Annotated in this window: 18 protein-coding genes, 1 tRNA gene and 3 pseudogenes; 13 read left to right on the forward strand and 9 right to left on the reverse strand. The window is 66.0% G+C overall.

Annotation, left to right across the window (positions count from 1 at the left end; translation table 11 throughout):
* Positions 1-17 precede the first annotated feature (17 nt).
* On the forward strand, positions 18-140 hold the full coding sequence (locus H9L12_RS13965; RefSeq protein WP_281399784.1) for a hypothetical protein: 123 nt from the start codon (positions 18-20) through the stop codon (positions 138-140).
* Here H9L12_RS13965 and H9L12_RS10385 read toward each other — a convergent pair.
* Positions 137-1,930, reverse strand: coding sequence for an aminopeptidase P family protein (locus H9L12_RS10385; RefSeq protein ID WP_187541675.1), 1,794 nt, complete (start codon positions 1,928-1,930; stop codon positions 137-139). The two genes, H9L12_RS13965 and H9L12_RS10385, sit on opposite strands and share 4 nt — an antisense overlap.
* A gap of 65 nt (positions 1,931-1,995) precedes the next feature.
* Between H9L12_RS10385 and H9L12_RS10390 the strand changes: the two genes are divergently transcribed.
* The 8 genes and pseudogenes from H9L12_RS10390 to H9L12_RS10425 all read left to right on the forward strand — a co-directional run bounded on the left by H9L12_RS10390 (position 1,996) and on the right by H9L12_RS10425 (position 8,383).
* Positions 1,996-4,050, forward strand: coding sequence for a S9 family peptidase (locus H9L12_RS10390; protein WP_187541676.1), 2,055 nt, complete (start codon positions 1,996-1,998; stop codon positions 4,048-4,050).
* Positions 4,047-4,453, forward strand: a pseudogene (locus H9L12_RS10395) (acyl-CoA thioesterase). Before H9L12_RS10390 ends, H9L12_RS10395 begins: the two are co-directional and overlap by 4 nt.
* Positions 4,450-5,139: a maleylacetoacetate isomerase gene (gene maiA, locus H9L12_RS10400; protein WP_343060355.1), complete on the forward strand. Its 690-nt coding sequence runs from the start codon at positions 4,450-4,452 to the stop codon at positions 5,137-5,139. The pseudogene H9L12_RS10395 and the gene maiA overlap by 4 nt, the downstream one beginning before the upstream one ends.
* 30 nt (positions 5,140-5,169) lie before the next feature.
* Positions 5,170-5,955 (forward strand): class II aldolase/adducin family protein, encoded by a 786-nt coding sequence (locus H9L12_RS10405; protein WP_187543260.1) that lies wholly within the window; start codon positions 5,170-5,172, stop codon positions 5,953-5,955.
* Between the two features lie 25 nt (positions 5,956-5,980).
* Positions 5,981-7,281, forward strand: a pseudogene (locus H9L12_RS10410) (SLC13 family permease).
* Between the two features lie 107 nt (positions 7,282-7,388).
* The gene (locus tag H9L12_RS10415) at positions 7,389-7,826 is read left to right on the forward strand and encodes a hypothetical protein (RefSeq protein ID WP_187541677.1); all 438 of its coding nucleotides are present in this window, start codon (positions 7,389-7,391) and stop codon (positions 7,824-7,826) included.
* A 1-nt stretch (position 7,827) separates the two neighbouring features.
* The gene (locus H9L12_RS10420; protein ID WP_187541678.1) at positions 7,828-8,136 is read left to right on the forward strand and encodes a transcriptional regulator; all 309 of its coding nucleotides are present in this window, start codon (positions 7,828-7,830) and stop codon (positions 8,134-8,136) included.
* A 64-nt stretch (positions 8,137-8,200) separates the two neighbouring features.
* Positions 8,201-8,383 carry a hypothetical protein gene (locus H9L12_RS10425; RefSeq protein ID WP_187541679.1) on the forward strand — a complete coding sequence of 61 codons (183 nt, stop codon included), beginning with the start codon at positions 8,201-8,203 and terminating at the stop codon, positions 8,381-8,383.
* 7 nt (positions 8,384-8,390) lie between these two features.
* Here H9L12_RS10425 and H9L12_RS10430 read toward each other — a convergent pair.
* The 3 genes from H9L12_RS10430 to H9L12_RS10440 form a co-directional block, all read right to left on the reverse strand.
* Positions 8,391-8,467, reverse strand: a tRNA-Pro gene (locus H9L12_RS10430).
* Positions 8,468-8,552: 85 nt separating this feature from the next.
* The gene (locus H9L12_RS10435) at positions 8,553-9,860 is read right to left on the reverse strand and encodes an FAD-dependent oxidoreductase (RefSeq protein ID WP_187541680.1); all 1,308 of its coding nucleotides are present in this window, start codon (positions 9,858-9,860) and stop codon (positions 8,553-8,555) included.
* Between the two features lie 30 nt (positions 9,861-9,890).
* Positions 9,891-10,208: a polyhydroxyalkanoic acid system family protein gene (locus H9L12_RS10440; RefSeq protein WP_187541681.1), complete on the reverse strand. Its 318-nt coding sequence runs from the start codon at positions 10,206-10,208 to the stop codon at positions 9,891-9,893.
* 60 nt (positions 10,209-10,268) lie between these two features.
* Here H9L12_RS10440 and H9L12_RS10445 point away from each other — a divergent pair, with 60 nt between their 5' ends.
* The 3 genes from H9L12_RS10445 (at position 10,269) to clpB (ending at position 15,393) form a co-directional block, all read left to right on the forward strand.
* Entirely contained in the window at positions 10,269-11,081 is an 813-nt protein-coding gene (locus H9L12_RS10445; protein ID WP_187541682.1) for a hypothetical protein, read from the forward strand.
* 62 nt (positions 11,082-11,143) lie between these two features.
* Complete coding sequence (locus H9L12_RS10450; protein WP_187541683.1) at positions 11,144-12,754, forward strand: M28 family metallopeptidase; 1,611 nt, start codon at positions 11,144-11,146, stop codon at positions 12,752-12,754.
* Between the two features lie 59 nt (positions 12,755-12,813).
* Positions 12,814-15,393 (forward strand): ATP-dependent chaperone ClpB, encoded by a 2,580-nt coding sequence (clpB, locus tag H9L12_RS10455; RefSeq protein WP_187541684.1) that lies wholly within the window; start codon positions 12,814-12,816, stop codon positions 15,391-15,393.
* Positions 15,394-15,400: 7 nt separating this feature from the next.
* On the opposite strand, the gene H9L12_RS10460 is transcribed toward clpB, so the two are convergent.
* From H9L12_RS10460 to xseA, 5 genes are all read right to left on the reverse strand, one after another.
* Entirely contained in the window at positions 15,401-15,751 is a 351-nt protein-coding gene (locus H9L12_RS10460; protein ID WP_187541685.1) for a DUF6491 family protein, read from the reverse strand.
* Positions 15,752-15,797: 46 nt separating this feature from the next.
* Entirely contained in the window at positions 15,798-17,255 is a 1,458-nt protein-coding gene (locus H9L12_RS10465) for a tetratricopeptide repeat-containing sulfotransferase family protein (protein ID WP_187541686.1), read from the reverse strand.
* 109 nt (positions 17,256-17,364) lie between these two features.
* Positions 17,365-20,523: a TonB-dependent receptor gene (locus tag H9L12_RS10470; RefSeq protein WP_187541687.1), complete on the reverse strand. Its 3,159-nt coding sequence runs from the start codon at positions 20,521-20,523 to the stop codon at positions 17,365-17,367.
* Positions 20,524-20,724: 201 nt separating this feature from the next.
* Positions 20,725-20,928: a DUF2093 domain-containing protein gene (locus tag H9L12_RS10475; protein WP_223177115.1), complete on the reverse strand. Its 204-nt coding sequence runs from the start codon at positions 20,926-20,928 to the stop codon at positions 20,725-20,727.
* 2 nt (positions 20,929-20,930) lie between these two features.
* The gene (gene xseA, locus H9L12_RS10480; protein ID WP_187541689.1) at positions 20,931-22,346 is read right to left on the reverse strand and encodes an exodeoxyribonuclease VII large subunit; all 1,416 of its coding nucleotides are present in this window, start codon (positions 22,344-22,346) and stop codon (positions 20,931-20,933) included.
* Between xseA and purD the strand changes: the two are divergent.
* Positions 22,345-23,609, forward strand: a pseudogene (gene purD / locus H9L12_RS10485) (phosphoribosylamine--glycine ligase). The gene xseA and the pseudogene purD sit on opposite strands and share 2 nt — an antisense overlap.
* Positions 23,610-23,612: the final 3 nt, after the last annotated feature.

Here is a 23,612-nt window from a genome sequence, read left to right on the forward strand (position 1 = left end):
TATTAGCGCTGGCCACGATGAGCGATCAGCAGAAGGACAAGGAACGGCGGCTGGCGGAGGCCCTTCGCGCCAACCTGCGCCGGCGCAAGGCGCAGGCTCGAAAAGCCGATCCGCCGCCCCAGTCGAAGTCCGACGCCTAGAGCGGGCGGCAGGCCGCGACGAGCCAGCTGCGATGTTCGTCATCGAGTTGCGGCCCGATCTTCTCGACCACCTCGGCGTGATAAGAATCGACCCAGGCGATTTCCTCGGCGCTCAGCATGTCCTTCTTGATCAGCCGTCGTTCGATCGGAGCGAAGGTCAGCGTCTGGAAGCCAAGCACTTCCTTTTCCGCGCCCGGGACATCGACCGGCACGACCAGCACGAGATTCTCGATACGGATGCCGTATTCGCCTGCCTTATAGTAACCGGGCTCGTTGCTGAGGATCATGCCCGCCTGCAGCGGCTCGTCGCCGCCGGCCTGCGAGCTTCCCGCCGGCGAAATGCGCTGCGGCCCTTCGTGGACCGAAAGGAAGGCGCCGACGCCGTGGCCGGTGCCATGGGCATAGTCGAGACCCGCTTCCCACAGCGGTCGGCGGGCGAAACTGTCGAGCTGCGTCCCGCGCGTGCCCTTCGGAAACAGCGCGGTGGCGATCGCGACATGACCCTGGAGCACGCGGGTGAAGCGATCGCGCATCTCGCCGGTCGGCTCGCCGATCAGCAGCGTGCGGGTGATGTCGGTCGTGCCATCGGCGTACTGCCCGCCCGAATCGACCAGGTAGAGCGAGTTCATCTCGATCGGACGGTTGGTCTCCGCGCTTGCCTTGTAATGGACGATCGCGCCGTTGGGGCCGCTGCCGCTGATGGTGTCGAACGACAGGTCCTTCAGCATCCCGCCCTCGCGCCGGAACGCTTCCAGCCGGTCGGACGCCTTCAGTTCATCGAGCCCGCCTTTCGGCGCCTCCGCCTCGACCCATTTCAGGAACCGAACGATCGACGCACCGTCACGGGCCTGCGCCGCCTTCTGTCCGGCAATCTCCACCTTGTTCTTGATCGCCTTGGGAAGAACCGCCGGATCGCGGCGCTGCAGGATGCGCGCTCCGGCGCGGGTCAGCGCCTCGGCGATCGCCGCCACCGACCGCTCCGGATCGACCGCGACCAGCTTGCCGTTCATGCCTTCCAGGAAACCTTCGAACTCGTCCCGACCGTGAAGGCGAACCCCATTGCCAAGGTGGGCCTTCACATCGGCATCGACCTTTTCCGGTGCGACGAACAGGTCGGCGGTGCCGTCGTTGTGGACCACCGCGAAGGCCAAAGCGACCGGTGTATGGCTGACGTCCGCGCCGCGCAGGTTGAAGGTCCAGGCGATCGAATCGAGCGCCGCCAGCACCGCCGCGTCGGCGCCCTCGCCCTTCAACCAATCGGCCATGGCGTGGCGCTTATCGGCAGACGATTGGCCGGTCAGTTCTTCCGGCTGGACCACCAGCCGCGCCTTCGACGGCTCGGGCCGGTCGGCCCACACCGCGTCGATCGGGTTGCGGTCGACGGCGACCAGCTCGGCGCCCTTCGCCGCGAGTTGCTCCTTCGCCATCTTCGCCCACTGCGCGGTGTGCAGCCACGGATCGTAGCCGATCCTCGCCCCCGCCGGCGCATGGTCCTTCAGCCACGCCGCGACGCTAGTTTCCGGGACCGACTGATAGCTCCACTGGTCGGCGGATACTTGGCTACGAACCTGCAGCGTGTAGCGCCCGTCGGTGAAGATCGCAGCTTCCTCCGGCAGCACCACCGCTGAACCCGCCGATCCCTTGAAACCGGTCAGCCATTCCAGCCGCTGCGCGTAGCTGCCGACATATTCGCTCATATGCTCGTCGGTCAGCGGCACCACGAACCCGTCGAGGCTGTCCTTGGACAGCTGGACTCGAAGGGCGGCAAGACGGTCGGCGTAGGACGACATGGCAATCTCTTTCACTCTTTGTATGAGGGGACAGATAGTCGCATCCCCGCCCTTCAGGAAGAGCCATGACCCTGCCCAATCCGCCCGTTGCCGCGCGCAAGCCCCATACGAACGAGCGTCACGGGGTCGAGTGGACCGACGATTACGCCTGGTTGCGCGATCCCGGCTATCCCGAGGTCACCGACGAAGAGGTGCTCGGCTATCTGAAGGCGGAGAACGCCTATTTCGAAGCGGCGATGAAGCCGCACCAGGGGCTGATCGACGAGCTGTTCGAGGAGATGAAGGGCCGCATCAAGGAAGACGACAGCACCGTCCCGGTCCGCGATGGCGACTATCTCTACTGGTCGGCGTTCAAGCCCGGCACGCAATACCGCGACTGGTTCCGCAAGGCCGTGAATGGCGGCGAGGATCAGCTGATCTACAGCGAGAATGCGGAAGCCGAGGGCAAGGAATATTTCCGGCTGGGCGCGTTCGCGGTCAGCCCGGACGGGACGAAGCTGGCGACGCTGGCCGACGATGACGGGTCGGAGCGGTTCAAGCTGGTCGTGCGCGACCTCGCCAGCGGCAAGGATTTCGATACCGTCACCGCGGTCGGCATCGGCCAGCCGGTGTGGACGGCGGATTCTGCCGGCCTGGTCTTCACCGAGGTGAACGATCAGTGGCGCAGCTACCGCGCCCGCTACCACCGGCTCGGCGACGCGCCCGACACGGCGGTGACGCTATACGAAGAAACCGATGACATCGCCTTCTCGGTCCAGGTCGGCAAGACCACCGACCGGTCGACCATCGTCATCGCGACCGGCCACAATTCGTCGGGCGAAACCCGCATCGTCCCAGCTGACGATCCGACCGCGCCGCAAGTGCTGGTCCGCCTGCGCGAGGCCGACGTGCAATATGAAGTCGACGCCGCCCACGGGAAGCTGTGGATCCTCAGCAACCGCGACCACGTCAACTTCTCGCTCTTCTCGGCCGACCTCGCCTCGCCAGGCGACTGGACCACCGAGATCGAGGGCAGCGACCGCACCTATCTGCGCGGCATCACCACCCACCGGGACCATCTGCTGATCACCAGCCGGGTCGACGGCCTCGACCAGCTCGTGCTGCGAGACTACGCCAGCGGCGACGAGCAAAGGGTGCCGTTCGAGGAAGCGAGCTACAGCGCCGGTTTCGGGGGCAATCCGGAATACGCCCCGGCCGCTTACCGCATCGGCTATTCGTCGATGGTCACGCCGGGGACGGTCTACGACTACCACCCGGCCGATCGGCGGCTGGAAGTGCTCAAGGTGCAGGAGATTCCGTCGGGCTACGACCCGTCGCGCTACGTCACCGAACGGCTGATGATCGAAGCACGCGACGGCGCCCGGGTGCCCGTGTCGGTCGTCCGGTTGAAAGACAGCGCGAAGGACGGCAGCGGCAAGCTGTTCGTCTACGGCTACGGCGCCTACGGCCATGCCATTCCTCCCAGCTTTTCGGTCACCCGGTTGAGCCTGGTCGACCGCGGCTTCGCCTATGCCGTCGCCCACATCCGTGGCGGCGACGACCTTGGTTACCAATGGTTCCTCGACGGCAAGCTGACCAAGCGCGAGAACAGCTTCAACGATTTCGTGGACGTCACGCGCGGCCTGATCGCGGAAGGCTACGCCAGGCCTGGCCGCGTCGCCGCGCAGGGCGGATCGGCCGGCGGCGAATTGATGGGCGCGGTCGTCAATCAGGCAGGCGATCTTTACGGCGCGGTCGTCGCCGACGTGCCGTTCGTCGACGTGCTGAACACCATGCTCGACGACACGCTGCCGCTGACCCCCGGTGAGTGGACCGAATGGGGCAACCCTATCGAGGACAAGGCCGCGTTCGACCTGATCAAGGGCTACAGCCCCTACGATAATGTGAAAGCGCAGCCCTATCCGGCGATGCTGATCACCGGCGGCCTGACCGACCCGCGCGTCACCTATTGGGAGCCGGCCAAGTGGGCGGCGCGGCTCCGCGCGACCAAAACCGACGACAATCTGTTGTGCCTGAAGATCAACATGGGCGCGGGGCATGGCGGCAAGTCCGGCCGCTGGAACGCGATCTACGAGATTGCCGAGGCCTACGCCTTCGTCCTGACGCAGGTCGGCGAATGAGCGAACGGCCCGTCTTCACCCGCACTATCGTCGCGCCGGCTTCGGCGATCGACGAACTGGGCCACGTCAACAATGCCGTCTGGGTGCAGTGGATCCAGGACGTCGCGGTCGAACATTGGCGGACGGTCGCCTCGCCCGAGCATGACGAGGCCTATTTCTGGGTCATCATTCGCCACGAGATCGATTACCTCCGCCCGCGTTCGAGGGCGACACCATCACTGCCCGCACCTGGGTCGGCGAGGCTCCCAAGGGCGCGCGCTTCGACCGCCACATGGAATTCATCGGCGAGGACGGCAAGGTGCGGGTCCGCGCCGTCACCCAATGGGCGATCGTCGACAAGGCCGCCGGCCGTCCGATCCGCGTCCCCGCGGAAGTGATCGCGCCATTCATGGGCGACGATTGACGAATCCCCGCCGTCGGGCGCAGCATGGCCGGATGCCGCGCGCGATCCTCTACGATTATTTTCGCTCCTCCGCCGCCTATCGCGTGAGGATCGCGCTCAACCTCAAGGGCGTCGATTACGAACAACGGCCGGTCAACCTGGCCGAGGGCGCCCAGAAATCCCCGGAATACCATGCGCTCAATCCGCAGAATTTCGTGCCGATGCTGGAAATTGACGGTCACCGCCTGACCCAGAGCCTGGCGATCTGCGACTATCTCGATGCCAACTTCGACCCGAACCCGTTCGTGCCGCGCGATCCCGCCGACCGGTCCCATGTGCTGGCGCTGGCGCTGGCCGTCGCTTGCGACATCCATCCGCTCAACAATCTTCGCGTCCTCAAATATCTGACCGGCACCTTTGATGTGGGTGAGGACGGCAAGGACCAGTGGTATCGCCACTGGGTGACGGAAGGCCTGACCGCGCTTGAGGAACTCGCCAAGCCACGCGCCGGCGCTTTCCTGTTCGGCGACACGCCGACGCTCGCCGACATCTGCCTGGTACCGCAGCTCTACAATGCACGCCGCTTTTCGGTGCCGATCGTCCAGTTCCCGACCCTGCGCCGCGCCGACGAGACGGCCTCAGCGCACGAAGCCTTTGCCGCCGCCCATCCCGACCGGCAGGTCGCGGCCCGCCAGGAGACTGTTTGAATGAACCGCGTCGACAACATCAACCGCGGGATGGACGATCTTCATGCCCTGTCGGAAGTCGACATCCCGTCGATGAGGGGCAAGGTCAGCGAGGACGAGTGGAAGATCCGCGTCGACCTCGCTGCCGCCTACCGGCTGGTCGCCCACTATGGCTGGGACGACCTGATCTTCACGCATTTGTCGGCGCGCATCCCGGGGCCGGAACACCATTTCCTCCTGAACCCCTATCAGTTGATGTTCGAAGAGGTGACCGCCTCGTCGCTGGTCAAGGTCGACGTCCACGGCAATCCGGTCGAGCCGACGCCTTTCATCACCAATCCCGCCGGTTTCACCATACACAGCGCCGTGCACATGGCGCGCGAGGATGCGCAGGCGGTGATGCATCTCCATACCCCCGCGGGCCAGGCGGTCAGCGCCCACGAAGAGGGCCTGTTGCCGCTGACCCAGACTGCGATGCTGGTGCGCGGCGATCTTGCCTTTCACGACTATGAAGGGGTCGCCACCGACCTCGAGGAACGCGAGCGGATCGTCGCCGACTTGGGTGACAAGGGCGGCATGATCCTGCGCAATCACGGAACGCTGGCGGTCGGCGAAAGCGTTGGCGAATGCTTCGTGAAGCTCTACTTCATCGAGCGCGCCTGCGAGGCCCAGATCATGGCCTTGTCCGCCGGCGACAAACTCAACAACCCGCCGCAGGGGACGCCCGAGTTGGCGGCCGAGCAGGGTGCGGCCGGCCTCAAGGTCGGCGCCAGGCTGCTGGCTTGGCCGGCCCTGCTGCGCAAGGCCTATCGCCTCGATCCCAGCTTCGCGACGTGATTCAACGCCGACAGACTGACGTTCCTTGACGCCTCCGCAAATCGTCACCCTGGCGGTGCTGACTCTCGTCATCGCCGCGCTGATCTGGGACAAGGTTCGCGCCGACATCGTGGCGATGGCGGGCGCCGCCGTGCTGCTGGTGAGCGGGGCGATCCGTCCAGCCGATGCGCAGGGAGCCTTCGGCAGTCCGGCGGTCATCACTCTCGCCGCGCTGTTCATCATCGTCTACGCGATTGAACTGTCGGGCCTCCTCGACAGAATGATCCAAATTGCCGTGTGGCTGTGCCGCCGCATCGGCGCTGCCGGCCTGTGGCTGTTGATCGTGATTGCCGGGGCGGGGTCGGCGTTCCTCAACAACACCCCGATCGTGGTCCTGACCGCGCCCGCCGTCCGCGACATCTCCGAGAAGATCGGCCTGTCGCCGAAGCGATTCCTCATCCCGCTGTCCTATATGGCGGTGCTGGGTGGCACCTGCACGCTTGTGGGTACTTCCACGAACCTTTTGGTCAACGACATGGCGCAGGTCGGGGGCAGCCCGGGTTCGGAATCTTCGAGATCACGCCGGTCGGCCTGATCATTTCAGCGGTGGGGGTGGTCTACCTCATCCTGTTCAGCCGCCGGCTGGATCGCGGCGACGGCAATGGCGCCGACTTGACCACCGACGGCCGCCATGCCCGGCTGGCGGAGGGTGAGCCCGGCGTTGCCAAGGTGTTCGAACCCGCGCGCCCCCTTCGACCCTGGCGGGCACTTGCCGCCGTCGCGGTATTCGGCGGGGTCCTTGCCGCGGCCGCACTGGATGTTGCCCCGATCGCGGCCGCGGCGCTCGCCGGCGCGGTCATCCTGATCATCATCCGGGTGATCGAGCCCGACGAGGCGTACCAGGGACTTCGTCCCGAGGTACTCCTGCTGGTCGTCGGCATGCTGGTAATCGGCATCGCGCTCGAGAAGACGGGCCTCGCCGAGGTGCTTACCAGCGCGGTGTCCGCGATGCTCCAGCCGTTCGGCCCGTTCGTCGCCCTCGCGCTTCTCTATGGCGTTATCCTGTTGGCGACCGAGTTGCTGTCGAACGCCACCGTCGCCGTGCTCTTCACGCCCATCGCGGTGGCCCTGGCCGACACGCTGGCGGTCAGCCCCCGACCTTTCCTGGTCGCGGTGATGATGGCGGGAAGCGCGGCCTTTGCGACGCCGTTCGGCTATCAGACGAACGTTCTTGTCTACCAGCTCGGGCGCTACAACTACCTCGATTTCGTGCGCATCGGGCTTCCGCTCAACCTGCTGACCTGGGTCGCGGCGGTTCCCACCATCGCTTACTTTTTCCCCTTCTAACGACCCGCTTCAGCCCGCGCGACTTTCCAGAATGGAAAATTGTCGCTTGCCAAATTGGAAAGTTGCCTCTAGCTACTTTCCATATTGGAAAGTAAGGGGTTCGGAAGATGGATACTCGTGAAGCAATGCTGGCCCTCGACGCAAAGCAGTCGGCGGAGCGCGACCTGGCGGCGGCCGCGCACTGCCCGGCGTGGCGGCACGGCGTGTTCGGAATCATGATGGGGGCAATGGTGGCCAGTCCCGCCGTTGCCCTTCCCTGGCGGTACTTCGTGCTCGCCTTCGCGCTCGCGGCGATTCCGCTTATCGTCCGGTCGGACCGCAAGCGGACGGGAATGTTCATCAACGGCTATCGCCGCGGCAAGACCCGGCTGGTGACCTTCGCCATCCTCGCCGCCTTGCTCGTCCTCTACACCTTGAGCGTACGCGCCGCGCTTTCGAACGGCGACCACCTCACGCCACTGTTGCTCGGGATTGCCGCGGCCGTGCTGGCCACACTCGGAAGCATCCAGTGGCAGCGCGTATTCGTCCGCGAGATGGGCGCCTGACATGGCCCTGTCGTCCATCGACCCGGTGCTGACGCCGCCTGCCCGGTTGCAGATCGCCGCCGTCCTGGCCAACGCTCAGGATGCCGACTTCGCCCGCTTGAAAGCGATCATCGGCGCCAGCGATTCGGTGACCTCGAAACATCTCTCAGCGCTGACCGACGCCGGCTACGCCGTGTTGCACAAGGCCAGCATCGACGGCCGCCAGCGCACCTCGGCCTCGCTGACCCGCGCGGGGCGCAAGGCCTTCGACCGCCACGTCGCGGCGCTTCGGGCGATCGTCGACGGCAGCACGACGCAAGCTGCCGAATAGGATCAGCTCCACTCTGGAGGAAAGCGCAAGGTCGCGGCCATCCTGATGCGGGGAGGGTGGGGGCATGTCCCCCGCCCTCTTCTTCGCCGCCGCTGCTGCGGTTCCCGGCCAGGCCGTCGTCCGGATCCACAGCCCGGCCATCGTCATTGCGCAAGGCTGGTACCCGGCCGCCAACCCGCGCCAGCACGAGAAGATCGTCCGCGAGAACGGCCAGGCCGTCCTGCTGCGGATCACGCATTACGAATGAGGAAAAATGGTCGGGGAGAGAGGATTCGAACCTCCGGCCCCTGCCTCCCGAAGACAGTGCTCTACCAGGCTGAGCTACTCCCCGACCGAACCGCGGTGGTGACACCGGCGGTTCAAGGCGCGGGCTTCCTAGCGGCGCCCCTCCGCAAGCGCAAGCGCACCGGCGCGATTTAATGGCCTAGCAGTTTCAACCAGTCGTCGTGGCGGACGAATTTCTCGCGCGGGGCATCCGGACGGGCGGCGGCGACCTCGGCCTGCTCGATGGTTCGCCAGTCGTCGAAGCTGGTCGGCTTGAGGCCGCGCTCAGCGATCAGCCCGTCGAGCCCCGGGCCGCCGATCTTCCCGCCATCGCTGCCCACCGGCATCATCCCGGTGATCTGCTCCGCCACCTCGTAGCCGTCCGGCCGGTTCGTGCCGATCGTCCCCGACGGACCGCGCCGCGCCCAGCCGACGGCGTAGAGGCCATCGGCGATCTTGCCGCCGTCGTTGGCGAATTTGCCGCCGCGCTCGTCGTACGGAACGCCAGCGATTCGCGGCGTGGCGTAGCCGATGCAGCTCACGACGAGGCTGGCCGGAATTGAATATTCCTCGCCGGTGCCGACGCTCTGGCCATTTGCGTCCAAAGCGGTGCGTTCTACGACCAGCCGTTCGGCCCGCCCGTCGCCTTCGATCCGCACCGGCCTTGCGAAGAAATCGAAGACGATATGCTTGGGCTTATGTTCGTCCTCGTGCGCCGCGAACTCGCGCAGATGGGCGACCGACTTGCGCTGGCCGGGCTCCAGCGTGCCGTCGCTGTCGGCGGGCGGCAGGTCCTCGCTGGCAACCTCGGGCTCCGCCTCGGCGAGGTGACCCAGTTCGCCCAACTCCTTCGGCGTCATCGCAATCTGGTGCGGGCCGCGGCGACCGACGATGGTGATCGTCCGGATTGCCGATCGTTCAAGCGCGTCGAGGGCGTGAGCGACGATGTCGCTGCCGGCGAATTCGGCGCGGGTCTTCGACAGGATGCGCGCAACGTCGAGCGCGACGTTGCCGTTGCCGATGATCGCCGCCGCTTCGCCATCCAGCGGCGGGTCAAGGTCGGCGAAATCCGGATGGCCGTTGTACCACCCGACGAACGCCGCCGAACCCACCACGCCGGCCAGATCCTCGCCCGGGATTCCGAGCTTGCGGTCGTGCGGTGCACCGATCGCCAAAACCACCGCGTCGTAGAGCGTGAAAAGATCGTCCACCGATACGTCGCGGCCGACGCGCAGGTTGCCGACGAAGCGAACCGTGCCGCCCTCCGCAACCTGGTCGTAGCGGCGCGACACAGCCTTGATCGATTGATGGTCGGGGGCGACGCCGAAACGGATCAGGCCGTACGGCACCGGCAGGGCGTCGATCAGGTCGATGCGGGCGTCGTCGCCATAGGCTTTGACCAGCGCTTCGGCGGTGTAGAACCCCGCCGGCCCCGATCCGATCACCGCGAAATGACGCATGCCCGACTCTCCCGCTTTTGTGGCGGGAGCCTAGTCGCGCTTGTCCTCCAGCAGCAAGTCGCTGCCCTTCTGCTTCAGCATCGCCTCGATCGGCGCGGCGAACAGGCCGAGCATGCCGGGCAGCAGGATGCGGCAATGCACCTTGGCTTCCTCGACATCGATCTGAGCCTCGATCGCCTGGCCCATCGCTTCAACGGTCATGTTGAGCCGATCGCCTTGCCAGTCGTGGCGGACGGCGGCGCCGCCGGGGATGTGGGACGACAGCTTGTGGATGTTGGTGGCAAGGCGGCGTCGCGCCTCGTCCTTGCCAAGCTTGTGCGGTAAATCGACGTCGATGGGGCGTTGCATCACACCAAGATGCGAGGACGGGCGGTGGTTTTCAACCGGCGCTCTGCTAAGCTCCCGAGAATGCGTTGGTTGTTTGCCTTCATTGCCCTGCTCGCCGCCGTGCCCGCCGTTGCGCAGGCCCCCGCAAGGTTCGATCCGGCGGCCGACTATATCACGCCCGGCCAGGACGAGCCCGGTTACCAGCGGTGGGCGCTGGCTGCTCCCGAACGCGCGACGCAGGCACGGACCCTCTACGGCTACCTCTTGGCCCACAAAGTTGCCGGCGTGGTTCCAACGTGGCAGCTCACGCGCACCGCCAGCTCCTGGCAACGATGCGGCGCTCAGCCGTTCGAGGTCCCGCCGGAAAGCGAATGGCCGAACCTGGTCGAGACCCTGAAATATGTCCGCGACCATGTCGTTCCGGTTGTCGGACCGGTCGAGCCGGTGTCGGTGTACCGCAACGAACTGCTCAATGTCTGCGCCGGCGGCGCCGCCGACAGCGCTCACCGCCACTTTTTCGCGCTCGACCTGGTCCCCTTGCGCCCGACGACCCGTGAGGCGTTGATGCGCGGCGTCTGCGCGATCCATAGCTGGCAGGGCGGCGGCTACGCCGTCGGCCTCGGCTTCTACAAGGGTCTTCGCTTTCACGTCGACAGCAAGAAGTATCGCAAGTGGGGCGCGGCGATGGGCGATGAACGCACCATCGGCTGCCCCCACCTGATGGCGCAGCTGGCCGCGCAGGCGGCGGCATCCAAGGCCGCGCTTCAGGCAAAGGCGGTGCCGGCGGCAGACGTCACGCCCATGCCGAGCGGGCCACTCGCCACCGCTTCGGCACCGCCGGTCGAAACAGCGCCGCCGCCGGTAGAAACACCCGCTGCCGCGACGCAGCCCTGACCTTGCCCTCCGCGGCCGATTGCCGCCAAGATAGCTGCCTGTCTTTCTTTCAGGGGGTTTTCATGAAGCTCGTTCGTCGTGCCGCCATTGCGGCGCTGTTGCTGTCCAGCGCGCCGGCCATGGCCCAGACCTTTTCGCAAGAACGCATCCGGTCCGACATTGCCTTCCTCGCCGACGACCTGCTCGAAGGCCGCAACACCGGCGAACGCGGCTACGACCTTGCCGCCCGCTATGTCGCGGCGCGGTACGAGGCACTCGGCCTCTCGCCGGGCGGGACCGAGGGCTATTACCAGAATGTCCCATTCTCGATGACGCGGGTCGACCCGGCCAAGCCGTCGGCGCTGACCATCGGCGGCAAGCGGCTGGTGACCGGCAAGGACATCATCATCGGCCCGAGCGCGCTAACCAGCAGTGTCGATGAAAGCGCGGAGGTGGTGTTCGTCGGCTATGGCCTTGAAAATCCGTCGCTGAAGCTCGACGACTATCGCGGCCTCGACGTCAAGGGGAAGGTGATCGCGTATCTCTACGGCACGCCGTCCGACCTGCCGAGCGACGTGGCTGCCACCCTGAACGATAAGAAGCTCGAGGTCGCCGCGTCCAAGGGCGCGATCGGTGCGATCATGATCGCCACGCCGGCCATCCTCGATCGCTTCCCGTGGGAACGCATCCTGGAGAACGTCAACACGCCGCGCCTGCGCTGGGTTGAAACCAACGGACGCCCGCACATCGACAATCCGTCGATCCGCCTCGGCGCGACGGTCAGCCCCAGCGGTGCCGCCATGTTGTTCCAGGGAGCCCAGCGCAGTTGGGATGCCGTGGCCGCCGAGATCAAGGACAAGGCCGCCCGTCCCAAGGGCTTCGTCATTCCCGGGAAGGTGCGCTTCGAGCGCTATGGCCTGACGGCCCGGACCAAGTCTCCCAACGTGATCGGGGTCATTCCCGGCAGCGATCCCAGGCTCGCGAACGAAGTCGTCATGCTGACCGGTCACCTCGACCACGACGGAATCGTTCCCGCCAAGAACGGCGACACGATCATGAACGGCGCGATGGACAATGCCGCCGGCATTTCCACCATGCTCGAAGCTGCGCGTGCCTTCGTCGACAGTGGCCAGCGGCCCAAGCGGACCGTCATGTTCGTCGCGCTGACCGCCGAGGAAGACGGCCTGCTCGGCTCGCAGTATCTGGCCGAATATCCGACTCTGAAGGGCAAGAAGGTCGTCGCCAACGTCAACCTCGACATGCCGATCCTGACTTACGACTTCCAGGACGTCATCGCGTTCGGCGCCGAACATTCGACGCTTGGCCAAGCCGTCAACAACGCGGTGTCGAAGATCGGCGTGAAGCTGTCGCCCGACCCCATTCCGGAGGAGGGCCTCTTCACCCGCTCCGACCACTACAGCTTTGTGAAGAAAGGCATCCCCGCCGTCTTCCTGGTCACCGGCTATGGCGGCCCGGGCAAGGCCGCATCGGAGAATTTCCAGAAGAACCACTACCACCAGGTCAGCGACGACATGAAGGCGCCGTTCAACTGGAAGGCGGCCGCCAAGTTCGCGCAGGTCAACTATCTGATCGCCCGCGAGATCGCCGACGCTCCCGTCGCGCCGCGCTGGTACCAGGGCAGTTTCTTCGGCGACCGCTTCGCCGCCGGACAACCCAAGGCACCGAAGCCCTGACGAGGCCTCTTGTGTTGCCCTTGAACACACCACATGAAGGTGAAGTTGAGGGGTAACGCATGGACCTGGAAAAGCTGACCGACCGCGCCCGCGGTTTCCTGCAGGCGGCACAGACGATCGCGGTGCGCGAACATCACCAGCGCATCACGCCGGCGCACTATGTGAAGGCGCTGCTCGATGACGAGCAGGGAATGGCCGTTGGCCTGATCAACGCCGCCGGCGGCGACGGCATGGCCGCCCGCCGGGCGATCGACGCGGCCGTTGCCAAGCAACCGTCGGTCACCGGCAGCGGCGCGACCTCCGCCCCCGGCATCGACGGCGACCTCATTCGCCTGCTCGACCAGGCGCAGGAGATCGCGAACAAGGCCGGTGACAGCTACGTCACGGTCGAACGGATCCTGCTCGCTGCCGCGCTCGCCAAGGGCAGCGACGTCGCCACCGCCCTCGCCAGTGCCGGCCTGACCCCGCAGAACCTTAACGCCGCCATCGACAAGCTTCGCCAGGGTCGCACCGCCGACACCCAGGGCGCCGAGGACCGCTACGACGCGCTGAAGAAATTTGCCCGCGACCTCACCCAGGCGGCGCGCGACGGCAAGCTCGATCCCGTCATCGGCCGCGACGAGGAAATCCGCCGCACCATCCAGGTGCTTGCCCGCCGCACCAAGAACAATCCGGTGCTGATCGGCGAACCGGGCGTCGGCAAGACCGCCATCGCCGAAGGTCTGGCGCTGCGTATCGCCAACGGTGACGTTCCCGACGGCCTCAAGGACCGCAAGCTGCTCAGCCTCGACATGGGCGCGTTGATCGCTGGCGCGAAATATCGCGGCGAGTTCGAAGAGCGGCTGAAGGGCGTGATCGACGAGGTCAAGCAGTCGCAGGGCGACATCATCTTGTTCATCGACGAGATGCATCAGCTGGTCGGCGCCGGAAAAAGCGAAGGCGCGATGGACGCCGGCAACCTGCTTAAGCCCGCCCTGTCGCGCGGCGAACTGCACGTCGTCGGCGCCACCACGCTCGACGAATATCGCAAGCATGTCGAGAAAGACGCCGCGCTCGAACGCCGCTTCCAGCCGGTCTTCGTCGGTGAGCCGACCGTGCCCGACACCATCTCGATCCTGCGCGGGCTCAAGGAGAAGTATGAGCTTCACCACGGCGTGCGCATCACCGACGCCGCGCTGGTCGCCGCGGCGACGCTGAGCAACCGCTACATCTCCGACCGCTTTCTGCCCGACAAGGCGATCGACCTCATGGACGAGGCCGCCTCGCGCCTGCGCATGGAGGTCGAGTCCAAGCCCGAGGAAATTGAGAACCTCGACCGCCGCATCATCCAGCTCAAGATCGAGCGCGAGGCGCTGAAGAAAGAAAGCGACGCCGCTTCCAAGGACCGGCTGGCAACACTGGAAGGCGAACTCGCCAACCTCGAGCAGCAGTCGGCCGAGCTCACTACCCGCTGGCAGGCGGACAAGGACAAGATCGCCGGCGAAGCCTCGGTCAAGGCCGAGCTCGACGCCGCCCGCATCGAGCTGGAGCAGGCGCAGCGCAACGGCGACCTCGCCAAGGCGGGCGAGCTCCAATACGGCCGCATCCCGGAGCTGGAGAAGAAGCTGGCCGAGGCCGCGACTGCCAGCGCCGGCGCGATGCTTCGCGAGGAAGTAACCGACCAGGACATCGCCTCGGTCGTCAGCCGCTGGACCGGCGTTCCGGTCGAAAGGATGATGGAGGGCGAGCGCGAAAAGCTGCTCAACATGGAGCAGATGATCGGATCGCGAGTCATCGGCCAGGAAGACGCGGTCAAGGCCGTGTCTGCCGCCGTCCGCCGCGCCCGCGCCGGCCTGCAGGACCCCAACCGTCCGCTTGGCAGCTTCCTGTTCCTCGGCCCGACCGGCGTCGGCAAGACCGAGCTGACCAAGGCGCTCGCCGGCTTCCTGTTCGACGACGACACGGCGATGGTCCGCATCGACATGTCCGAATATATGGAGAAGCACGCGGTCGCCCGGCTGATCGGCGCCCCTCCGGGCTATGTCGGCTACGACGAGGGCGGCGTTCTGACCGAGGCGGTGCGTCGACGCCCCTACCAGGTCGTACTATTCGACGAGGTCGAAAAGGCGCACTCCGACGTCTTCAACATCCTGCTGCAGGTGCTCGACGATGGCCGCCTGACCGACGGCCAGGGCCGCACGGTCGACTTCACCAACACGCTGATCATCCTGACGTCCAACCTTGGCAGCCAGTACCTCGCCTCACTCGGCGAGAACGAGAACCCGACCAATGTCGAGGCGCAGGTGATGGAGGTCGTGCGCGGCCATTTCCGTCCCGAGTTCCTCAACCGGCTGGACGAGATCATCCTGTTCCACCGCTTGTCGGCCAATCACATGGGCCCGATCGTCGATATCCAGGTCAAGCGGCTGCAGAGCCTGCTCGCCGACCGCAAGATCAAGTTGGAGCTGTCCGATGCCGCCCGCGCCTGGCTTGGCCGTGTCGGTTACGATCCGGTCTACGGTGCGCGGCCGTTGAAACGCGCGGTGCAGAAATATCTGCAGGATCCGCTCGCCGACGAAATCCTTGCCGGCCGGGTGCATGACGGGTCGTTGGTGAAAATCGACGAGGGCGACGGCAAGCTGGTGCTTCAGCCGGCCTGACGCGGCGTTACTTGCCGCCCTTCGACTTCGGCGCTTCCGCGCGGACGATCGATCCGACCTGGCAATTGCCATATTCGGACTTGATCGAGCTGAAGCGGTCGAACGTCCCGGATGGATCGGTCTCGAACACCAGCGTATTGCTGTAACCGACCCGCGGGCACCGGCCGACGAAGGTCGCGCGATACCAGCGATTGGTGCGGTCGCGCAGCAGGATCGACTTGTCGCCTTCCGCTTCCCAGTCGCGAATGCCGCCGTTGGCAGCGAACGGAATGGACACTTCGCGCGGAGCGTCCGGCTGGGCCATCGCCGGGAGGCTGACCGCCAGGCCCGTGAGCGCGAGGACAAGATGCTTGGTCATCCGGAAATTAAGCGCCTGCCAAGGTGAATGGCGGCTGACCGCACCATCACCCGGCCTGTCCTCCATACCCGTCGAAGAAGGGCTGCATCTTGTCTCGGTAGGGCGCACTGCTGTCGATGCCCTTGCGGTTGATCGGCTCGCGGACCTGGCTGACGCTGGCCGTCGACACCACGCGTTCCTCGAGGTGGGGCGTCAACTGCCGCTCTTCCATCTCCAGGCCGGCGTGCCGGCTGATCCGCGGGACCCATTCCTCTGGTTGTGACGCCAATCCTTCGTAAGGCACCACGAGGACGCGGTCCTTCAGCACCTCCGTCCAATGGGCGAACAGCCGATCTTCGATCGTGAAGAAATGCGCGATGTCGCCCAGCGACCAGGCCCAGTTCATGCCGCGCAGGAAATAGGTACTGAAGATCGACCAGGCGCAATCGGCCGGATCACGGCGAAGCCAGACGATCGGCGCATCGGGGAACACCGCTGCCAGCAGGCCAATCGATGATCCCAGCGCCAGAGTCTTGTCGACCACCAATGCGTCGCCGGGCGCCCGTTCGTCGAGCAGGTGCCGATAGAGATCGCGCAGGCCATCGATGCTGCCGCCGCCGGTGAGGTACCGGTCCAGATCGGCGCTGGTCAGGCCCCCGACGTCCTGATGCAACAACCGCAGCAGGCTGAGTTCGGCGCCGCCCTGCACCCGGCTGTTGGCCGCCAAGATCTGTTCCGTCAGCGTCGTCCCCGACCGGGGCAGCCCGGTAACGAAGATCTGCCGCCCGGCTGCGTTCGACGCCTGGCCATTGAAACGGCGAATGCTGTCCGACGACCATCCGGAAATGGCTCGGCTGGCCGTCGCTTCCTGCGCAGCGCGGTCGTATGGGCGCAACGCCGCAACGATCGCCGCACCGCGTTCGAACGTCCGGAAGGCGTCGTCGTAACGCTCATGCCGGTGCATGAGGCGCGCGACCGCGTAATAGTAAGTGGCGGCTTCCTCGCCACCACGCTGGGTGGCCGCCTCTTCGGCATCCATCATTCGATCGGCAAACGCGTCGTCGATGCCGTTGACCATCGACAATGCCAGCCAGGAGTGGCCGGACGCCGGGTTCAGGGTGACGGCTTCCCGCAGACTCTCCACGGCATCGTCCATCCGGCCGGCGTTGGTGGCGATCGTCCCGCGAAGATAGGCCAGTCCGGCCGGGTCGAAGCGATCCTTGGGGATACGCTGGAGCAGTCGTTCGGATTCGTCATGACGGCCGGCGCGCGCGTGAAAGCCGGCTTGCTCGTACAACACTGCGGGAGCGCCGCCCGATTCCGCGGCCCAGTTGGCGAGCGCGCGAAAGCTCTGGCCATGCTCGCCGTTGCGTTCCAGCACGGTGGCGATCGAACGCCAGGACGTACCCAGGCGCGGCGCCAGGTCGATGAGTTCGACCGCCGCCTTGTTGACGCTTGCGCGATCGCGGCTTTCCAGCGCCGACTTGAAATTGGCCAGGGCACGATTGGCCGCGTCGATGGTCACATTGCTCTCCAGGATTCAATCGGACCGAGCAGTGGGCCAACTCGGGCACAAAAAAAAGGGGGCAGCCGAAGCTGCCCCCAAGTCGTCAGACGGTCCGAAGACCGACGTCTTACTTTTCGCCGAAGCGCATCGCCAGCGTGAAGCGGACGGAGCGCGGGGCCTGGTAACCGGTGACCTTGTAGAAGTCCGGGTTCGGACCACCGAAGGCGATGTCACCGAATTCGTTGCGGTCAAGAATGGCCGCCCAGTTGAACACGTTGAACACGTCGACGCGGAAGCTGCTGCCCGGAAGCGACAGCGGAGCCAGGTCGAAGCCGACGCCGAGATCGACGCGCTTGTTCCACTCGGTCTTGAAGGCGGTACCACGGGTGTAGAGGTAGCTGGTGCTGCCGGCCGGGACATAGTTGTCGCCCGACGAAGGCAGTTCAGCAACCGCGTTGCCCAGGTCCTGCTGGCACCAGTACGACGCCGCGCCATATTCGGCAGCGAAGTTGTAGGCGGTGCCGTCCTGCAGCGAGCCGTTCTCCGGCGTGCCTTCGAAGTTGCCGATGCAGCTGAACTTACGCGGCGATTCCAGGATCGCGTTGATGCCGATGTCGATACCCTTGATCGGCTCAATGTGACCATAGAACTTGAACGCATGTTCGCGGCCGTTGGCGAGGTTGCCGTAAGCACCCTCGACGAGGCCCGGCTGGTCGAAGTCCTGGGTCAGACCGGTGTCGGTCTGGTTGTTGTCGGACTTCACGCCGCCTTCGAAGTTACCACGCAGCTTGGTGTAGGTGTAGCTGGCGTTGAAGCCGTAAAGGCCGTTGAACGCCTTATCCACCGTCAGCTGAACCGCGTCGTACTTACGAACGGCCTTCGGATAGCCGAGGTCTTCCGCCTTCAGCGTCACGACTTCGCACTGACCAGCGATCGTGCAGTCGCCGTCCAGGCGGACGGTGACGTCCGAACCCGGGTTCGAAAGCACGTACTGGTGGAAGCCGGAGAACACCGAGGTGCAGCCCGCGATGCCGTTGTCGTTGCAGTACGCAATGACGCCGGCGTCGATCGCCATATCCTCGAGGGTCTCGAGCAGGCGACGACGGACGAAGTCCACACCGACCGTCCAGCCGCCGCCGAAGCGGTGCGAGGCGCCGAGGATGATTTCGCTCGTTTCCGACGGCTTCAGGTTCTGCGACACCAGCGTATCGGTCGGGCCGGCCGTGCCGTCCGAATAAACCGAGGCGCAGGCTTCACCAGCATCCGGACCCGCATCCGGGCACGTCAGAGCGCCGGCGTTCGGGGTGAAGTTGGTGATGTCGCCGTCCGGACCCAGGACGTAGAAGTCCGGGATGCCGTTGCCGTCCGCGTCGGTGTACGAACCGTTCGCGTAGGTCTGAACCTGGCGGTAGTAGAGTTCCTGACCGCCCAGACGGATGTTCGTGTTGGTGGCGATCGGCAGGAAGTAACGGCCGTAGAAGGCAGTGATCTTCGTGCGCTTGTCACCGAACACGTCGAACGTCGCACCGAGGCGCGGCGCCCAGTTGTAGCCCGAGTCATAGAACTTCTCGCCAAGAACCGAGTAGTTCCGGAACTTGTCGCCACGAACACCGAGGTTGAGCGTCAGGCGGTCGTTGAGAAGCGACCAGCTGTCCTGCAGGTAAACGGCCTGCATCTTGCTCTTAAAGCCACCGAAGTTCTCGTAGTACCGACGCTGGGTCTGGTTGTTGCGGATGTCGTAGTAGTAGCCACCACCGTTGTAGGTGGTCGCTTCTTCCGAAGCCAGCTTTTCATAGTCCATGCCGGCGCGGAAGTGGTGCGTGCCGAGCAGGTTGACGTAGACGTCCGCGTCGAAGCGGAACACCTTGCGCTCGTCACGATCCTGGTTCGCGCCAGCCACCGTGCCGTTCGCCGTGTAGGTCGAACCGTTGGTGAACGCGCCCGGGGTCGTGGTGCTCGGGTAGATACGCGAGAAGATGTAGGTCTGGTCCGGCGAAGCCTGGACGATACCCACGTTCTTGTTCTTGCCGTACGAAGCCGAGAGCGTCAGCCAGTCGGTGAACTTGCCGGTGTAGGTGCCGATGTAGTTCAGGCCACCGAACTTGCTCACCAGCGTGCCCTGGGTGGTGCCATAGGCGTCAGCGACCGGGTCATAGTTGACGTAGGTCGTGCGCTGCGTCTGCTTGTCGCTGTAGAGCATGAACTCGAGGCGGTGACCATCGGTGATGATCGCGTCGAGCTTGCCGCCCCAGAACGGCGAGTCGGTCGTCGTCGACAGGCGAGCCTTCGACGAAAGGCTGGTGTCGCCGGTCTTCAGCCACCGCGGATTGTACAGCGCGTAGAAGAACAGGCGATCCTTGATGATCGGACCCGACAGGTAGAAGTTCGCGTCGAGCGACGTGCGGAAATCTTCGTCGTTCTTGGCGAGGTAGGTGTTCGGCGAGTCGTTGCGGCCCCAGTTCGGAGCCCAGTTGATGACCGCGCCGCCCTTCAGGTCGTTCGAACCCGCCTTGACGACCGCCGAGGTCACGCCGCCGAGGGCACGGCCGTATTCGGCCTGGTAGCCGCCGGTCTTGACGTCGATCGAGCGATAGAACTCGAACGGGATGATCGACGAACCGAGGAAGCCACGGAAGTCGGTGATGTTCAGGCCGTTCACGTAGTAGGCGTTCTCGGCGACGGTCGCACCGGCGATCGAGGCGAGGTTGCCGAAGCCGGCGTCACCCGCGGTCGTGCCCGGAGCGAGCAGGATCAGCGAGGTCTGGTCGCGCTGGACCGGAACGGTCGAGGCGAGCTCGGCGACGTCGATCAGCGAGCCGGTCTGCGTGCTGGCAAAGTCGTCAACGCGGACGCGGGTGCCGGTGACGACGACTTCGCCGCCTTCGGTGCCGGGCTCAGCAGCGTCGGCCGCAGGAGCGGTGCCGGCGGTGTAGGCGAACTGGTTGTTCTGACCCGCCTGGACGACGACGCCGCGATCTTCAACGACCGTCTGGCCGTTGGCGACGACGGTCACCGTGTAGGTGCCGGTGTTCAGCGCGGTGGCGCGGAACACGCCGTTGGCGTCCGTGGTCGTCGTCGTGGTGAAGCCCTGGTCGTTGTTGCGGACCGTGACCTGCGCGCCGGCAACGGGAGCGCCCTGCGCATCCGTGACGGTGCCGACGATGTTACCGCGGGTATAGTCCTGCGCCGCAGCCGGGGTGGCAGCGACGAAAGCCGCGGGGGCGCCGGCACCGAGAAGCGCAAGCGCTTGCCAGGCCGCGGTCACGCGGAGGTTCGACTTCTTCATCATGGTCTCCCAATTATGGCGGCCATCAACTCCGCCAAAAACTCTCGCAGGCGCAATTCACCCCCACGTGAACCGGTCTTTAACGTGGAGGGACGGGCTGCTGTAAAGCGCGCTGGCGATGACTGGGACTCTTTGTCCCTAAGGTGTGTCGATGACGACACAGTTACTATTATCGCCAAAATTGGGTGAAGTTGATGCGGGTTAACGCGCGCCGCGCTGCTCTGCTTCCAGGCTGGCGGCGGCGTCGACATAGGCTTCCTGGCGAACGACGCTCCAGTAGCGGAGCTCCTCCAGCGGGATGATCGCTGCGGTCACCGCGCAACGCACGAAATCGCCGTCGCTGATCAGGCGAAAGGTGCCGTCCTGGTAATGAATGCGGGCCTCGCGGCCGCCGGGCTTCAGCATGCTCACTCCTGCGGGGGCTCGTCGAACAGCCCCGGCTGACCGGGCAGATAGGGTTTGCGCGAGCCGCGCTCAACCCGCGCCGGCCGAAAGCTGGTTGGACCGGCGTTCGCGGGGTCCCCGGTCGTCGCCGCGACGACCCCGTCGGCGAAGTGCAGGTCCACGGCGCGCGCATCGCGCGCTGCGGCGGCGTGGATGAGCGTTCGCCCCTTGCGATCGGTGACCCGCACGAATCCGCGCTTCAACGGCCGTTCCGGATGGGCAAGGTCGGCGAGGCGCCACAGGCCGGCAAGCTTCTCGGCGCCCCGCTCGATCCGCGCCTCGACCAGGCGCGGCTGGAGGCGCGGCGCCACGGCGGCCAGGTCGGCCCTCGCGTGCGCGGTTCGCTGGACGAGAGCGCGGGGCAGCCGTTCCGCCGAATCGTCGATTCGCTGCACCCACGGCGCCAGCAGCCCCGCAGGCGCCGGCCAGCGCGCGGTGCTCGCTTCCAGCCGTTCCGCCGCTCGCGACGCGCCCCGGGTCATGCAGGCAGTCTGGCGATGACCGAGCTGGGCCAGCATCGCCGCGAGTTCGGCACGCACGGGGACGGCCATCTCCGCCGCCGCGGTCGGGGTCGGCGCGCGCCGGTCGGACGCAAAGTCGATCAGGGTGGTGTCGGTCTCATGGCCGACCGCGGAAATGAGCGGGATCGGCGATTCGGCCGCGGCGCGCACTACCTCCTCCTCGTTGAACGCCCACAAATCCTCGATCGACCCGCCGCCGCGCGCGACGATCAGCAGGTCCGGGCGCGGAGTCAGGTTCGCGAAACCGCGAATCGCCGCCGATACCTGTGCTGCCGCGCCTTCGCCCTGAACTGGCACCGGCCAGACGATGACGTGGGTCGGGCAGCGGTCCTCCAACCGATGGAGGATGTCGCGAATGACCGCACCGGTCGGTGAGGTGACGACGCCGATGACGTGAGGCAGGAACGGCAGGCGCCGCTTGCGCGCCTCGTCGAACAGTCCTTCCGCCGCCAGCGCCCGCCGGCGCTTGTCCAGAAGCGCCATCAGCGCGCCCTCGCCCGCCAGTTCCATCCGGTTGACGACAATCTGGTACTTCGACCGGCCGGCGTAGGTGGTGAGCTTGCCGGTGGCGACGACTTCCGCCCCGTCCTCCGGCCGAAAGGCGAGCGAACCCGCCTGCCCCTTCCAGATGACGGCGTCGATGCACGCGCCTTCGTCCTTCAGGGTGAAATAGCAATGGCCAGAGGCGTGCCGCTTCCACCCCGAAATCTCGCCGCGCACCCGGACATGCCCGAACGCCGCCTCGACCGTGCGCTTCAGTGCGCCCGAAAGCTCGCTGACGGTCTGCGCCGGTGAATTGTCGCCGCCCCTGGCCTCGGCTAACAGGCCGGATGCGTCGAGATCGTCGGGAAGTGGCATGAATATCCTGCTGTTGGGTTCGGGTGGGCGCGAAGATGCGCTGGCGTGGCGGCTTAGGCAATCGCCGAGCTGTTCGCGACTGATCGCCGCGCCCGGCAATCCGGGCATCGCCCGCTGGGCGGAATGCATCGCCATCGATCCGTGCGACCCGGACGCTGTGGTCGACCTCGCGACGCGCGAGAACGTCGACCTCGTCGTCGTCGGCCCCGAAGCGCCGTTGGTCGCGGGGTTGCGGACGCCCTTCGCGGTGCGGGAATCGCGACCTTCGGGCCAAGCGCCGCGGCCGCCCAGCTGGAGGGATCGAAGGGATTCACCAAGGACCTGTGCGCGCGGCACGGCATTCCCACCGCCGGCTATGTTCGCGTCGAGACCGAGGCGGATGCCCGCGCCGCGCTGGAGCGCTTCGCCATCCCGGTAGTCATCAAGGCCGACGGCCTCGCCGCTGGCAAGGGTGTCACGGTCGCCATGACCCGCGCCGAAGCCGAGGCGGCCATCAAAGCCGCCGGCGACGGGCCGATGGTGATCGAGGAATTCATGGAGGGGGAGGAAGCCAGCCTGTTCGCGCTGGTCGACGGCGCACGCTGCGTCGCGCTCGCCTCGGCCCAGGACCACAAGCGCGTCGGCGAAGGGGACACCGGCCCCAACACAGGTGGCATGGGTGCATATTCGCCTGCCCCGGTGCTGACCCCGGAATTGGAAGCACGCGCAATGCGGGAAATCGTCGAACCGACCGCGCGGGCGATGGCCGACGCAGGAACGCCCTTCTCCGGCGTTCTGTTTGCCGGGCTGATGCTGACCGCCGACGGGCCCAAGCTGATCGAATACAACGCCCGCTTCGGCGATCCCGAATGCGAGGCGATCATGCCGCGCATCGAGGGAGACTTCGCCGAATTGCTCCTCGCCGTCGCGACCGGGCGGCCGTTCGAGGCGCCGACGCTCAGCGACCAGTCGACGATGACGGTCATCGTCGCTGCGGAAGGTTACCCGGCCACGCCCAAGCGCGGTGGCGCAATCAGCGGGATCGAGGCCGCCGAACGAATCGACGGCGTCACCGTCTTCCAGGCGGGAACGAGTGTGGGCGCGGGCGGCTTGGAGGCCAGCGGCGGCCGAGTCCTCGCCGTCACCGGCAAGGCGGACACCTTCGCCAATGCCCGCGCCCGCGCCTATCGCGGCGTCGACGCCATCGACTTTGCCGACGGCTTTCACCGCCGCGACATCGGCTGGCGGGAACTGGAGCGGCAGGGCGCCGCGGCGGAGGCGTAATCG

Origin of the sequence: Sphingomonas rhizophila, from assembly GCF_014396585.1 — a bacterium.
GTDB classification, from domain to species: Bacteria; Pseudomonadota; Alphaproteobacteria; order Sphingomonadales; family Sphingomonadaceae; genus Sphingomicrobium; species Sphingomicrobium rhizophilum.

Excerpts from the sequence above, each read along its gene's own strand:
- H9L12_RS13965 (WP_281399784.1), top strand. The coding sequence starts at position 18 with ATGAGCGATCAGCAGAAGGACAAGGAACGGCGGCTGGCGGAGGCCCTT.
- H9L12_RS10385 (WP_187541675.1), bottom strand. The coding sequence starts at position 1,930 with ATGTCGTCCTACGCCGACCGTCTTGCCGCCCTTCGAGTCCAGCTGTCC.
- H9L12_RS10390 (WP_187541676.1), top strand. The coding sequence starts at position 1,996 with ATGACCCTGCCCAATCCGCCCGTTGCCGCGCGCAAGCCCCATACGAAC.
- H9L12_RS10405 (WP_187543260.1), top strand. The coding sequence starts at position 5,170 with ATGGACGATCTTCATGCCCTGTCGGAAGTCGACATCCCGTCGATGAGG.
- H9L12_RS10415 (WP_187541677.1), top strand. The coding sequence starts at position 7,389 with ATGGATACTCGTGAAGCAATGCTGGCCCTCGACGCAAAGCAGTCGGCG.
- H9L12_RS10420 (WP_187541678.1), top strand. The coding sequence starts at position 7,828 with ATGGCCCTGTCGTCCATCGACCCGGTGCTGACGCCGCCTGCCCGGTTG.
- H9L12_RS10425 (WP_187541679.1), top strand. The coding sequence starts at position 8,201 with ATGTCCCCCGCCCTCTTCTTCGCCGCCGCTGCTGCGGTTCCCGGCCAG.
- H9L12_RS10435 (WP_187541680.1), bottom strand. The coding sequence starts at position 9,860 with ATGCGTCATTTCGCGGTGATCGGATCGGGGCCGGCGGGGTTCTACACC.
- H9L12_RS10440 (WP_187541681.1), bottom strand. The coding sequence starts at position 10,208 with ATGCAACGCCCCATCGACGTCGATTTACCGCACAAGCTTGGCAAGGAC.
- H9L12_RS10445 (WP_187541682.1), top strand. The coding sequence starts at position 10,269 with ATGCGTTGGTTGTTTGCCTTCATTGCCCTGCTCGCCGCCGTGCCCGCC.
- H9L12_RS10450 (WP_187541683.1), top strand. The coding sequence starts at position 11,144 with ATGAAGCTCGTTCGTCGTGCCGCCATTGCGGCGCTGTTGCTGTCCAGC.
- clpB (WP_187541684.1), top strand. The coding sequence starts at position 12,814 with ATGGACCTGGAAAAGCTGACCGACCGCGCCCGCGGTTTCCTGCAGGCG.
- H9L12_RS10460 (WP_187541685.1), bottom strand. The coding sequence starts at position 15,751 with ATGACCAAGCATCTTGTCCTCGCGCTCACGGGCCTGGCGGTCAGCCTC.
- H9L12_RS10470 (WP_187541687.1), bottom strand. The coding sequence starts at position 20,523 with ATGAAGAAGTCGAACCTCCGCGTGACCGCGGCCTGGCAAGCGCTTGCG.
- H9L12_RS10475 (WP_223177115.1), bottom strand. The coding sequence starts at position 20,928 with ATGCTGAAGCCCGGCGGCCGCGAGGCCCGCATTCATTACCAGGACGGC.
- xseA (WP_187541689.1), bottom strand. The coding sequence starts at position 22,346 with ATGCCACTTCCCGACGATCTCGACGCATCCGGCCTGTTAGCCGAGGCC.